Origin of the sequence: Adonisia turfae CCMR0081 (genome assembly GCF_011009555.1) — a bacterium.
Classification (GTDB): Bacteria; Cyanobacteriota; Cyanobacteriia; order Phormidesmidales; family Phormidesmidaceae; genus Leptothoe; species Leptothoe turfae.
In genome coordinates, this window is the sequence record NZ_QXHD01000004.1 from 5,493,261 (window position 1) to 5,505,784 (window position 12,524).

The 12,524-nt window shown below is 48.4% G+C and carries 12 protein-coding genes and 1 other annotated feature; of the genes, 5 read left to right on the top strand and 7 right to left on the bottom strand.

Going from position 1 to position 12,524, the window contains the following annotated elements:
• Nucleotides 1–12: 12 nt before the first annotated feature.
• Nucleotides 13–1,923, top strand: a complete 1,911-nt coding sequence (gene dnaK, locus DXZ20_RS27345) for a molecular chaperone DnaK (protein WP_163660478.1) — start codon at nucleotides 13–15, stop codon at nucleotides 1,921–1,923.
• Between the two features lie 342 nt (nucleotides 1,924–2,265).
• Here the strand turns inward: dnaK and DXZ20_RS27350 are convergent, their stop codons facing one another.
• On the bottom strand, nucleotides 2,266–2,436 hold the full coding sequence (locus tag DXZ20_RS27350; protein WP_250566268.1) for a hypothetical protein: 171 nt from the start codon (nucleotides 2,434–2,436) through the stop codon (nucleotides 2,266–2,268).
• Between the two features lie 200 nt (nucleotides 2,437–2,636).
• On the opposite strand from DXZ20_RS27350, the gene ald reads away from it, so the two are divergent.
• On the top strand, nucleotides 2,637–3,716 hold the full coding sequence (gene ald, locus DXZ20_RS27355) for an alanine dehydrogenase (RefSeq protein WP_163660476.1): 1,080 nt from the start codon (nucleotides 2,637–2,639) through the stop codon (nucleotides 3,714–3,716).
• Here the strand turns inward: ald and DXZ20_RS27360 are convergent.
• Entirely contained in the window at nucleotides 3,713–4,405 is a 693-nt protein-coding gene (locus DXZ20_RS27360; RefSeq protein WP_163660474.1) for a lysophospholipid acyltransferase family protein, read from the bottom strand. The two genes, ald and DXZ20_RS27360, sit on opposite strands and share 4 nt — an antisense overlap.
• An 87-nt stretch (nucleotides 4,406–4,492) precedes the next feature.
• On the opposite strand from DXZ20_RS27360, the gene DXZ20_RS27365 reads away from it, so the two are divergent.
• Complete coding sequence (locus DXZ20_RS27365) at nucleotides 4,493–5,173, top strand: HEAT repeat domain-containing protein (protein ID WP_163702247.1); 681 nt, start codon at nucleotides 4,493–4,495, stop codon at nucleotides 5,171–5,173.
• Nucleotides 5,174–5,220: 47 nt separating this feature from the next.
• Entirely contained in the window at nucleotides 5,221–6,078 is an 858-nt protein-coding gene (locus DXZ20_RS27370) for an inositol monophosphatase family protein (RefSeq protein ID WP_163702249.1), read from the top strand.
• 10 nt (nucleotides 6,079–6,088) lie between these two features.
• On the opposite strand, the gene DXZ20_RS27375 is transcribed toward DXZ20_RS27370, so the two are convergent.
• Together DXZ20_RS27375 and DXZ20_RS27380 are read right to left on the bottom strand one after the other, a co-directional pair.
• On the bottom strand, nucleotides 6,089–6,283 hold the full coding sequence (locus tag DXZ20_RS27375) for a hypothetical protein (protein WP_163702251.1): 195 nt from the start codon (nucleotides 6,281–6,283) through the stop codon (nucleotides 6,089–6,091).
• A gap of 756 nt (nucleotides 6,284–7,039) precedes the next feature.
• Nucleotides 7,040–8,026, bottom strand: a complete 987-nt coding sequence (locus DXZ20_RS27380; RefSeq protein WP_163702253.1) for an aldo/keto reductase — start codon at nucleotides 8,024–8,026, stop codon at nucleotides 7,040–7,042.
• Nucleotides 8,027–8,379: 353 nt separating this feature from the next.
• On the opposite strand from DXZ20_RS27380, the gene DXZ20_RS27385 reads away from it, so the two are divergent.
• Nucleotides 8,380–9,303, top strand: coding sequence for a ChaN family lipoprotein (locus DXZ20_RS27385; protein ID WP_163702255.1), 924 nt, complete (start codon nucleotides 8,380–8,382; stop codon nucleotides 9,301–9,303).
• Between the two features lie 32 nt (nucleotides 9,304–9,335).
• On the opposite strand, the gene DXZ20_RS27390 is transcribed toward DXZ20_RS27385, so the two are convergent.
• The 3 genes from DXZ20_RS27390 to rplJ all read right to left on the bottom strand — a co-directional run bounded on the left by DXZ20_RS27390 (nucleotide 9,336) and on the right by rplJ (nucleotide 12,307).
• A complete protein-coding gene (locus DXZ20_RS27390; protein ID WP_163702256.1) occupies nucleotides 9,336–10,766 on the bottom strand; it encodes an ABC transporter substrate-binding protein in 1,431 nt (476 codons plus the stop codon).
• A 557-nt stretch (nucleotides 10,767–11,323) separates the two neighbouring features.
• Complete coding sequence (gene rplL, locus DXZ20_RS27395) at nucleotides 11,324–11,713, bottom strand: 50S ribosomal protein L7/L12 (protein WP_163660459.1); 390 nt, start codon at nucleotides 11,711–11,713, stop codon at nucleotides 11,324–11,326.
• A 54-nt stretch (nucleotides 11,714–11,767) separates the two neighbouring features.
• Nucleotides 11,768–12,307, bottom strand: a complete 540-nt coding sequence (gene rplJ, locus DXZ20_RS27400) for a 50S ribosomal protein L10 (protein ID WP_163660457.1) — start codon at nucleotides 12,305–12,307, stop codon at nucleotides 11,768–11,770.
• 65 nt (nucleotides 12,308–12,372) lie between these two features.
• Nucleotides 12,373–12,503, bottom strand: a sequence feature (ribosomal protein L10 leader region).
• Nucleotides 12,504–12,524: the final 21 nt, after the last annotated feature.

Consider the following 12,524-nt stretch of genomic DNA (forward strand, 5'->3'; position numbering starts at 1 on the left):
GGAGCAATTGATATGGGAAAAGTAGTTGGAATTGACTTAGGAACCACAAACTCTGTGGTTGCTGTAATGGAAGGGGGTAAGCCCACTGTCATCGCAAACGCAGAAGGCTTTCGTACTACGCCCTCTGTGGTGGCCTATGCCAAGAGTGGCGATCGCTTGGTGGGTCAGATCGCTAAGCGCCAGGCCGTTATGAACCCCATGAATACGTTTTACTCTGTAAAGCGTTTCATTGGTCGTCGCAACGATGAGGTTAGCAACGAATCCTCAGAAGTGCCCTACAACGTTCTTAACGTAAACGGCAACGTCAAGATTGAGTGCACTAACGCTGACAAGCAATTTGCACCTGAAGAAATTTCTGCCCAGGTACTACGTAAACTAGCGGACGATGCTAGTAAATACCTTGGCGACCAAGTTACCCAAGCGGTAATTACTGTTCCGGCTTACTTTAACGACTCCCAGCGTCAGGCAACCAAAGACGCGGGGCGGATCGCGGGTCTTGAGGTACTGCGAATTATTAACGAGCCTACAGCCGCTGCACTGGCTTACGGTCTTGATAAGAAGAGCAACGAAACCATTCTTGTCTTTGACTTGGGTGGTGGTACCTTCGACGTGTCCATTCTGGAAGTAGGTGACGGTGTCTTCGAAGTACTGTCTACTTCTGGTGACACCCACCTAGGGGGTGATGACTTTGATAAAAAGATCGTCGATCACCTAGCTGAGCAGTTTATGTCTCAAGAGGGCATTGATCTGCGTAAGGATAAGCAGGCTCTACAGCGTCTAACTGAGGCGGCTGAGAAAGCCAAGATTGAGCTTTCCAGCGTTACCCAGGCAGAAATCAACCTGCCCTTTATTACTGCAACTCAGGATGGCCCTAAGCATTTGGACTTGACCCTAACTCGGGCGAAGTTTGAGGAGCTAGCCTCTGACCTGATTGACCGCTGCGGTGTGCCCGTAGAGAACGCGATTCGTGATGCCAAGCTAGCCAAGGGCGACATCAACGAAATCGTACTGGTGGGTGGTTCCACCCGTATTCCTGCGGTTCAGGAACTGGTTACTAAGATTCTGGGTAAAGAGCCTAACCAGAGCGTTAACCCTGACGAAGTTGTTTCGATTGGTGCAGCGATTCAGGGGGGTGTACTGGCTGGTGAAGTTAAGGACATCCTGCTGCTGGATGTTACCCCCCTATCCTTGGGTGTGGAAACTCTGGGTGGCGTTATGACCAAACTCATCCCCAGAAACACCACAATTCCTACCAAGAAGTCTGAGGTGTTCTCCACAGCGGTAGATGGGCAGACCAATGTTGAAATCCACGTTCTCCAAGGTGAGCGTGAGATGGCCAATGATAACAAGGACCTGGGTGTGTTCCGTCTAGACGGAATTCCTCCTGCTCCCCGTGGTGTACCTCAGATTGAGGTGACGTTTGATATCGACGCTAACGGTATCTTGAATGTGACTGCCAAGGATAAGGGCACTGGTAAGGAGCAGTCCATTAGCATCACTGGTGCGTCCACCCTATCTGATGACGAAGTGGATCGGATGGTGCGGGATGCAGAGGCAAACTCCACTGCTGATAAAGAGCGCCGTGAGAAGATCGATGTGAGGAACCAGGCCGATTCTCTAGTTTACCAAGCTGAGAAGCAGATGGGTGAACTGGGCGATAAGATTTCTGAGGATGATAAGTCCAAGGTGGAAACTGAGATTGCTGGCCTGAAGGATGCGATCGCATCTGATGATGCCGCTAAGATCAAGGCTGGCACTGAGTCCTTACAGCAGGCCTTGTTTGCACTCAGCAGCAATATGTACGGTGGTGCTGACGCAGCGGCTGCGGCAGCTGACCCAGGTGCTGCTGGCGGCGATGCTCCCAGCGGTGGTGGTGACGATGATGTCATCGATGCTGAATTCTCAGAAGAAAGTGACAAGTAAATCCTGTGATGAACCACGGCAGTTGACCTGACTTGGGACAGCTGCCGTGGCATAGCCGACAAACTTGCTCCGGCTAGCAAGGGGGTGGATGGTTTTTACCATTCACCTTTTTTTGTAACTATTGATACCTGAACTCTCAGCCCACTCTCCGTGAGTAAATTGACACATCCAATAATTAACAACGAATCCAATAGGTTACTGTCCTTGCTGAATGTGGATTCTAACGCCTGTTTTGTCTATTTTTCTCACACCTCAATGCAGCCACTAGCTAGTTCTTAGCTGGTGGCTTTTCTCTCATTAAGATTGTGTCGGCCTATGCCGAGGTTTAGCCAAGATATTGGGTTATTTAAGGCCAATTAACGAAACGATGCTTTGGCCAGTGAAATACTCGATGGCAATCAAAATTAAGAAACCCACCATGGCAGCTCGTCCATTGAGCTGCTCAGCATATTCGTTAAACCCTTTTTTGGGGCGTTCCAGCTTAGGACTCATGGAAGGCTTAATATCAGTCACGGTGTTAGGCGCTACGTCATACCTACTTATTCTCACTATCAAAGGGAGAGTTAGTCAATGAATTTTCCTGGGTAATATCGTTCTGTCTGATTGGTGACCCTACCTTGTTTGTGGGAGAGCTAAGCTAAGATCAGCGGCCAATTCTAGGACTATGACTCTGGCATTGGGCGCATTCAAACCCTTTCAGCTTGGAGGTGCCTGTGCAGATTGGAGTGCCTAAAGAAGTTAAAAACCTGGAGTTTCGAGTCGGCTTGAGTCCTGGCAGTGTCAGAGTGCTCACAGAACATGAACATCAAGTTATCGTCGAAGCTGATGCTGGAGTAGGAGCGGGATTTAGTAATACTGACTACGAGCAGGCAGGAGCCACCCTGGGTACAGCATCTGAGGCTTGGCAGCAGGCCATGGTGGTGAAGGTAAAGGAACCATTGCCCAAGGAATATGACTATTTACAAAAGGAACAGTTGCTCTTTACCTACTTACATTTGGCTGCTAGTCACGAACTGACGGAAGCATTAATACACAGTGGTGCGACAGCTATTGCCTATGAAACCGTCGAGAAAAATCATCAGCGTCCATTACTGACCCCGATGAGCATTATTGCGGGGCGATTATCAGTGCAGTTTGGAGCCAGATTTTTAGAAAAGCAGCAGGGCGGGCGTGGCGTATTGCTAGGCGGTATTCCAGGCGTGCGTCCAGGCCATGTGGTGGTGCTGGGAGGTGGTGTTGTGGGTACTGAAGCCACCAAAATGGCCTTGGGTCTTGGGGCTCAAGTGACGTTGATTGATATCAATCTAGATCGGCTCAATCAGTTAGAAGAGTTGTTTGGTTCGCGGGTGCAGCTGCTCTATAGCAACTCCGCCAATATTGAAATGGCTGTCTCCCAGGCTGATTTACTGATTGGTGCAGTTTTGGTGCCTGGCCGACGATCGCCCACACTCGTGTCGCGTACGCTGGTGGAGCAGATGCCTGAAGGGGCAGTGATTGTAGATGTAGCGGTTGATCAGGGGGGCTGTATTGAAACAGTACGACCCACATCCCATAGTGAGCCGGTGTATGTGGAGTCGGAAGTGTTGCATTACGGTGTGCCTAATATGCCAGGTGCTGTTCCCCGTACGGCAACGGAAGCATTGAATAATAGTACTCTCCCTTACGTGTTAACTCTGGCCAATATGGGGTTGGATGCGTTGGAAAAAGATGCGGCTCTGGCGGAAGGTCTGAATGTGGTAAATCACCAGCTAGTGCATCCAGCTGTGAAGGCGACGTTTCCAGATTTGTCTTAGTTCTGCAGGTTTAACATGGCTTGGCGAGTTTGCATTTGTAGCCAGCCTACTTGTTCGTGTTTATCGAGGCGGGCTACTGGGTTAAGGGATATGGCTTTGCCAATTCTGATATCGGCGGCTCGATAACGGACGATGGACTGAACATGGGTGAGGTCGTAGTGCTTTTCTAGATGGGGGCGTATAACGGGTGGGATGGTAATCGGTTCTAATTTCTCGGCTGTGGGTACAATCATCGTCGGTATGACCGGCACCTGGGCTACATAGGCCAGATGGGCGAAGCCTGATTGTAGCTGAGCCAGTGGGGCATCAAAGTCATTGGCAAAGATATAGTCTTCGCCTTCTGGAAAAATGCCGAGTAGTTTTCCCTGTCGTAAACGATGTAGCGCTTGCTTAATGGATGACGGTGTTGGGTAGCCTTCGGTTTTGACGGGGACCATGCCGGTTAGAGAGAGCACCTGGCTGGTAACGGGGATGTTTGTCATGTAATCGGCCACCATCCAGGCAATGTAGCGGGGTAGGGCGAAGGTAATGAGTAGGCCGTCGGTATCAGAGCGATGGTTGCAGACAATGATGGCCGCGCCACGCTGAGGAATATGGTTGATGCCGTGGGTTGCGATCGCAACTCCCCTCAATAAAAAAGGACGTAACAACCATCGCAGGCTATGGTAGACCGCTATTTGAACATCCATACCATCATCATTGAGAATAAGAGTGAACCTGACTTCATATAGGCTAACGCCTCCAGGGGGAAACCCCCATCAAAAACAAAAACGTCTATGACCCCTGATGAACTGAACAAGTTAGAGGATAATTTACGGTCTTCTGCGCTGAATATACGTATCATTGCGTTAAATACGCTAGCCAATAAATCTCCTGATATTGCTATGCCTATATTGCGGCGTTTATCAAAAGAAAGCTCTTTTTTGTTAAGACGTTTGGCAGTAATGGGGTTTGGTAATCATGCTCCAGATGACGCTGCATTGGCTAGTTTGCAGGAGTTAATGACTACAGAAACGGATGCTAATGTGCTGGCGGAGGTGGCTAATTCCCTCTATGAATTTGGGGATATATCCATACCGCTTTTAGCGCAGCTATTTGAGGCCAATGACAACTGGCTTTTGCGGCAGACTGTATTATCAATTTTGCAAGAAAGCAACCATCCTGATGTGTTGCTTGAGGTCTCGCTCAATGCATTAGATGATCCGACTCAAACCGTTAAAGAAACAGCGATTTTGTCTCTGCGGCAGGTGTTGATGTCGCCTCTGCAAGCTGAAGCGTTAGAAGCATTGACTGCGTTAGCCAATAGTCCAATTTGGCGCGATCGTTGGCGGTCGGCGACTGCCCTGACGGGGTGCGATCATCCCCGAGCCAAGCGGCTATTAATGCAATTGCAAAAAGATGAAAATCACTATGTAGTAGCGGCTGCATTAGATGCCTCGGTGGGTAGTGGTCTGTAGGCAACGCCCATAAAAACGCCCCGACAAATTATTCATCAAAATTCCCCATGCCCACACCACGCGAAATTTTAGAGGCCCTATTGCCTAGCCTGAAAATAGCCGCAGGCTATGCTCGAAAAATCCAGGCCAGCATAGCAGTTCATCCCGATAAGTTTGACTCGGAGAACTTTTTTGCAACGGCCCTAACCGATGCAGATCTTTCCATTCAAACCTTTATTGAGGTGACCTTGTTATCACTGTTTCCAGAGATTCGTTTCTATGGTGAAGAGTTTGAGAAAACCTATAACACCAAGTATTTCCGTTCAATTAAGCTAGGCCCTCAGGATGACTATTTAGTCACCCTTGATCCCATCGACGGCACTCGGTTCTATATGGATGGTCATCCGAATTATCAGATTATTCTGACTGTTCTCAATGCTGATGGTTTTGAAGCGGTTATAGCCTTGAGTCCAGCGCTTGATCGGTTTTACTACAGTCTACGGGGGCAGGGCACATTTTACGGCACGCTAGCCGATGACCTTGATAGCTGTCAGCCATTAAAAATAGGCATACCGAAGGATCAGGTTTTGCTGAGTTGGGCGCTGACGCACCTTGCGGATTCTTTACAGGGACAGTTTGAGGCGATTTGCGTTAAGACTGACTATTCCCGAGAGGTGGCGATTCCTAATACGAATGGTTTACTCACGGGCGACCTGACCGGGGCGATTTTAGCGGCAGGTAAGTTTATTGATGGGGGTGCACTGAGCTGGATGGCAAAGGAGATGGGCTATGTGGTGACCGATCATCAGGGCAATGCCTTACCTGAACTAAGTGCTTGTAAGGACTATCAGTGGCCTGGCGTGGTGGTGGGGGCATCGCCGGAGGTGCATGGAAAACTATTGAAGGCATTAGCCAGTTATGGGTAAGCGATTTGTTCTACCAAATCTGCTTCATGGTCAATGTTAAGGCAGGTAGCTCAGGGGCTCCGCTAACAATTGCAGGGTTCTCCATGGTGACGACGGCTTGATAGGGTCGATTAGCCAGACAAAACTCAACAAAACCCTGGTGGGTCATCCCTGGCAGTTGAATGGCGAGGGGGGTGGTGGAAGGCTTGATTTGCAGAGTATTCATGGGACCGTAGCCGTTCGGTATCCATAGGTTAGCGTATGGAAAAATTCTTAGACCATCCAGACATGCAAGATAAACGACTTAATCTCAGATGCTTTGCGTAATCCATCAAGTTTTCTTTGGGTATGGTAGAAGCACATTGCAGAGCTTGATATCTCCGCATGAAGTGATACGCCCGATGGAAATCTTTTAGGAGAACCAATTTCTGCACATGATGTGGAGCCAAGGGCGTTGGCGGAGAAGATTAAAGAGTGGGGATCTGCTCTCTAAGTCCCTCACCTCGGAAGAAAGAGATTGTGATGAGGACAAAGATACTACCTAATGTGGCTACAGCCAGGAAGGGATTGCTACGTATACATTCAGGTGCCAGTCAATGGGATGCATTCAAGACCAAGGATGGCTGTAGGGCAAAAAAAAGGATAGCCATTCGACTATCCAGCGTAATCTCGATTTAACTGGGGACATAATGAGCCTGGCGAATGCCAGGCCATAGACTTAAAAACCTAAATTTGCTTAGCTAGAAAGCCAGCTTCTGGGCTTAGATTGGAGGCACGCTAAGCAGTTAAGACTTTACACATAACCGACTATGACTTGCTAGTTGGGCATATCCAGTCCCTTAGATTTACGTAACTATAAGGTTCCCTATGAACATGGCCGATCTCGTGGCGAAATATGCGGAATCTGTCTGAGAGGGACGAATTTGCGACTTAATACTCACTCCCACTTACCCGTCCACCCAAACCTGCCAGCCTAGTAAAGTCACTGAGTCTGAAAAATATTTTGCACCATTTGCTTGTCGGAGGTAGCCGCAGCACGATCGAGCTCATCCACTTCGCTAGGGCTCAATCTCCATCCCATGGCACCAATATTCTGCTTTGCTTGGTCTAACGTTTTAGCCCCCGGAATTGGCGTTGTGCCTTTGCAGATACACCAATTAAGAGACGTTTGGGCCATAGTCTTGTCCCGCTCTGTAGCCACTTCTCGCAAACAGTCCAGCAACGGTTGAATGCCTGGCAGTAATTGCCGAAACAAAATACCCCGAAAACCTTTTGGTTTAGGCGTATTTTCCCCATATTTACCCGTCAGTAGTCCCAAACCAAGCGGGCTGTAGGCAATCATCTGGATGCCCAGTTCATCACAGAGTTCCTTTAACCCTAACTCGGTCACTGGATAGGTCGATAACAGCGAATACTGTACCTGTAAGGAGGTGATTGGAATGCCCCGTTCTGAAAAACGTTTATGCACCCAGCGCAGACGTTTGGGACCGTAGTTTGACAGTCCTACGCCTTTGACTAAACCTTGCTCATATAGATCTGCCAGACCATCTAAAAGGGGACCTTCTTGCCAGGGAAAGTAGTTGGCAGTGGGCCAGTGCATCTGGGCAATATCCAGACGACCCATACGTTCTTTGGAAGCTCGCCCGGCGTTGGCCATCATGCCTCGGGTTAATCGCCACGGATAAGCGGCTAGCTTGGTGGCTAAACAAATGTTCTCTTTATTTGGGCCTTCATAGACCTGGCTAAATTTCCCCAACAGTTTTTCACTTTGGCCATTGAGTTTACCCGTGCCATAGGAATCACCTGTATCAAATAGTGTGACGCCATTTTCTACGCAACAGTTGAATACCTGCTGCAGGTCAGCATCCATACTCTCGTTATAGCCCCAGAACAAGCGATTGCCCCAAGCCCAGGTGCCACAGCCCATTTCAGGTAGCGTAATTGTTGTGGTGGCAGCAGTGGCGGTCATGAATTAAGTGACTTTGGATGCGACATTAGTAACCTATCTGCTTGAAGTCAACCCTGGCAAGAGATTTTCATTATCCCTTGCGTGTTCTTTTACCTCGCTCACGTTGGGGCTTCTATGGATTTAATTCTAGGGTGCTACTTTTTATTCCTACTTTTTATCGCGATTCCCACCGACGTGCATACACCCCGTTCACTATTCACCACTCAACTCTCTTACACACTGCCTGTATTCATCTCAACTGGGAACTGCTACGTATGAACTGCCTATATATCAAGATCAAGCTGCTCGAAAACCGCCCTTAGAAAATCTGGGCTAGACTACGTCTAATAAATCGTTTTGATGGAGTTTAGCCTGTGCGACTTTCCTGGCTACTGGGTGGTGGAACAGCGTTGTTGATGGTCGGCCTAGGTCTGGGACAATATCATATTTTTTCAACGGTGAGATCAGTGGCAATGGAAACTGGGGATGCGATCGCACAAACCTCCCCAACAGTGCCAGACAGGGAGCAATCACATCAAGAAATCCTGACAGCGCTCACCGATGCCAGCGTGATTTACCTGGGTGAAACCCATACGGATAAAGCCGATCACGTGGCCCAGCTAGAAATCATCAAAGCGATGCATGGGGCCAATGGTGATATTGCCATTGGTCTGGAAATGTTTCAGCGTCCGTTCCAGTCAGTGTTAGATCAATACATTGCTGGTCAGATCACTGAGGCAGAACTGGTAGAGCAAAGCGAATATGAAACTCGCTGGGGATTTGACTGGGAGCTCTATGCCCCCATTATTCGCTACGCTCAGAGCAATCAGATTCCGTTGATTGCTCTGAATACTCCCAGGGAAATTACTCGTAAGGTTGCCAGGCAGGGTTTAGCTAGCCTAACGGGAGACGATTTAACCTACATTCCTCCCATTGATGACATTGACACCAGTGATGAAAACTATCAGGCGATGGTCGCCCAAGTATTTGGTCACCATGGCGGTCACGGCAACAGCGGCCCCAGCTTTGAAAATTTCTTTGCTGCCCAGGTGCTGTGGGATGAAACCATGGCTGAAACCATCGCTGATTACGTTACGACTGCTCCCGATACCCAAGTAATTGTGTTAGCGGGTGAAGGACATGTGGTCTTTGGTTTTGGTATTCCTAGCCGGGTGCAACGACGCCTGGGGGATGATCTGGTGGCCTATAGTGTGCTCCTGAACCCACCAGCGATAACTCCCGAGTTAGCAGATTTTTTCTGGATTTCAGAATCGACCGAATTTGAATCTACAGAATAATGTGTTCCTGGCCTATGGCTAAGGAGAACACCCTATTCAATAGGAATAAAATCAAATCCAATGCCAGATCGATTGCCCACTTGAATCTGCACAAGTTGAGCCGCTCGGTTGCGATCGCCTGAAGGTAAAAAATGCACCTCTCCGGTCGCGCCATCGGCGTAGAAGTCACCCTGATGCAATGTGTTGCGGAGGCCCTCACGACTGGGACTCTCTAACAGGGCTGCTCCCAGGGATGCGATCGCATCATAGGCCATGGCACTGCGCCAGCTAACATCGCCACCCCAAATTTGCCGTGCCTCTGTGACAAAATCAGAATTTGGGTCTGATAAGATATGCCAGGGTACTGCAACGACTAACCCTTCTGCATCCACACCACCCTCTTTTAATACTTGAGGATGGTATAGATCATCACCACCAATGAAAGGGATTTCCTGGTTGATCGCAGTCATAACTGCCAGGGAAGGCTCCAAGGTATCTGTGCTGGATGCCAGCATAATCACGTCGGCCCCTTGCTCTTTGGCCAATGCAATTTGTTGCTCTGCATTAAATGCTGTATCGGCGAGATCGTATTCTGTCATCACTTCACCACCGTCACTAAAGACTGAGGTGGCAAATTCACTTTTTAATGACAGACTATAGGCACTGTTGGAATCGTAGTAAAGAATAGCTTTCTCGGCGTTCAGGTCATCGATCATGTAGCGGGCAAGAGCTGCAGCTGCAAAACTATCGCTGGGCACTGTCCGAAAAATATAAGGACTAAAGCCGGAGAGTTCCACCGATGTACTAATGGCAGAGACCATCGGCAGTTTGCCCTGGTCATACACGGGGGCTGCTGCCAACGTCACGCCACTGCTGTAATGTCCTAAAACTCCTAAAACTTCTGACCGATTTACCAACTCAGCGGCTACAGATTTAGCAATACTGGGATCGTTATCATCATTGGCAATCAGGAGCTTAATGGGGGTGCCTTGGCCATCGCTCACCTGATTCATTACCTGTTGCGCATGACCAGCACCCCGCAAAATTTCTAAGCCGATTTCACTGGTGTTGCCAATGGGGGCAATCACAGCCAGTGTATGAGCGGTTTGGTTGCCAATGCGAGCATTGTTCAAATAGATAAAGGCCTCGGGATCGTTACGGTTTTCGTCGAGGGCCGCTTCTAAATTTGCGATCGCTTGTGCGTAATCTCCTTTTGCATAGGCTGCCATACCTTGCATTTTTAAGTCTGAGGCATTGGGTAGTAAGCTTTGTGTGCCCCCACTGAGTCTGTCTGATATTGAGGTTTTCGCAACCACTGATGTTGATTGTGTGTCGGCACTAGCCGTCTTCGCGGTTGGCTTGGTGCTGACGCTGGATGATTTTGGTGTCAGTACACCTGCAATGCTAAGGAAGAAGACCCCTAAGATGCCAAACGTAGTCAAGAATAATAAGATTTCAAACTTGTAATTTTTTATGGTGCGCATGGCTCAGACAAAAGCGTTTTAGGTTAATCGATTAGCAAAGATCAATGCAGCGTATTGACCCGAATTTTCTTCACAGAGTTTGCTGATTTGCTGAAGTCTTTGGAGCCAACACGTTTTTATCATGTTTTTATAGTGACTGCTCTTATAGCAGTTTGGTTCTCAATCATTCACATCACGTAATAAGTAGCCATAAGTAGACAGTAGTGTGCCCGGTTCCGATATAGGTGTCACCATGGCAGAATTTTGTGAGAGCCAGCATATAAAAGCCCCTGCTACAGTTATGCAGCAGGGGCTTTTATACCAAATCCGAACTCATTAAACCCGATTAAAAATAGGTAACCCTGTAGGAGCAATCCCTTGTGCGGTTCGGCTGAGCTCACCGTCGAAGCCATGCCCTGCAATATCGGGCGCTATCAGTCAGGATTTCGGATTAGAGATGGGCCGAAAAGCTAAACCCAAGACAAAAGTTCGTACCTACCCGATACACTTTGATAGGTCTATCTATCAAAGATAGATAGACCTAGGCTGTAGGGACAAATCTTGGGGGAATAGGTCCTTTACTTGACGGATACCTTAGCGCCAGCTTCCTCAAGCTGCTTCTTAGCAGCTTCAGCGTCATCCTTGGAGACACCTTCTTTAATGGCTTTAGGCGCACCTTCAACGATAGCCTTAGCTTCCTTAAGACCCAGACCAGTGAGGGCACGAACAGCCTTAAGAACAGCAATCTTGTTGCCACCGAAGTCTTCGAGAACAACGTCAAATTCAGTCTTCTCTTCAGCTTCTTCACCGCCGCCACCACCAGCGCCGGGAGCCATCATCATCATGCCACCAGCAGGGGCAGCAGCACTTACATCAAAGGTCTCTTCGATTTGCTTAACAAGCTCAGACGCTTCCAATAGAGTGAGCGACTTAAGCTTTTCCAAAATTTCGTCAGTTGCAGCGGACATGGATTTCTCCTTGATTAATTACAAAACAGATAGAAACTAGAACAAAGCTGGGATTTACTCGCCGCCTTCGCCACTTTCTTTGTCGACATAGGCCTGAAGACCACGTGCAATAGACGACGGTACTTCTTTGACGCCCACTGCAACTTTGGTTGCCAGAGCGTTGATAGCACCTGCAATCTTCGCGTAAAGCTCTTCCTTGCTGGGTAGATCGGCTAGGGCTTCTGCTTCTGCACTTGTCAGAGCTTTGCCTTCTAGTACGCCACCACGCAGTTCAGTCTTTTTAGTGTCCTTCTGGAATTTCTTATATTCCTTGACGACACTACCGATGTCTTCTTTGGTTAACAACAGTGCAGTGGTGTCTTTCAATAACGCCTGCACTGGCTGCCAATTTTCGTCATCTTGAACCGCGATGCGGATCAGGGTGTTTTTAGCAATTTTACAAGTGCCACCCTTCTCACGAATACGGTTACGTAGATCGCTGATCTCGCCTACCGTCAGACCTTTGTAGTCAATAACAAAAATAGATTGAGTATCACTCAAGAGATCCTTGAGTTCGGCAACAATCTCTTTTTTGTTTTCTAGGGTTCTCCCCATTCGGATCTCACCTCCTTAATTGCGGGGATACAGTAGAAATATTGCTACTGCTCAACCTAAACTAAAATTCGAAATCAAAAGGGCCTTAGCTAATTGCCGAGGCCCAAAGATAAGTGCTACTTACACCCACTCTCTGCATCTCGGCAGGTTATTAAGCAAAATGCACCTGCTGTCTTCGAATGCTTATTTAGTTTTGGATGTTTTTAAGTAGCAATAC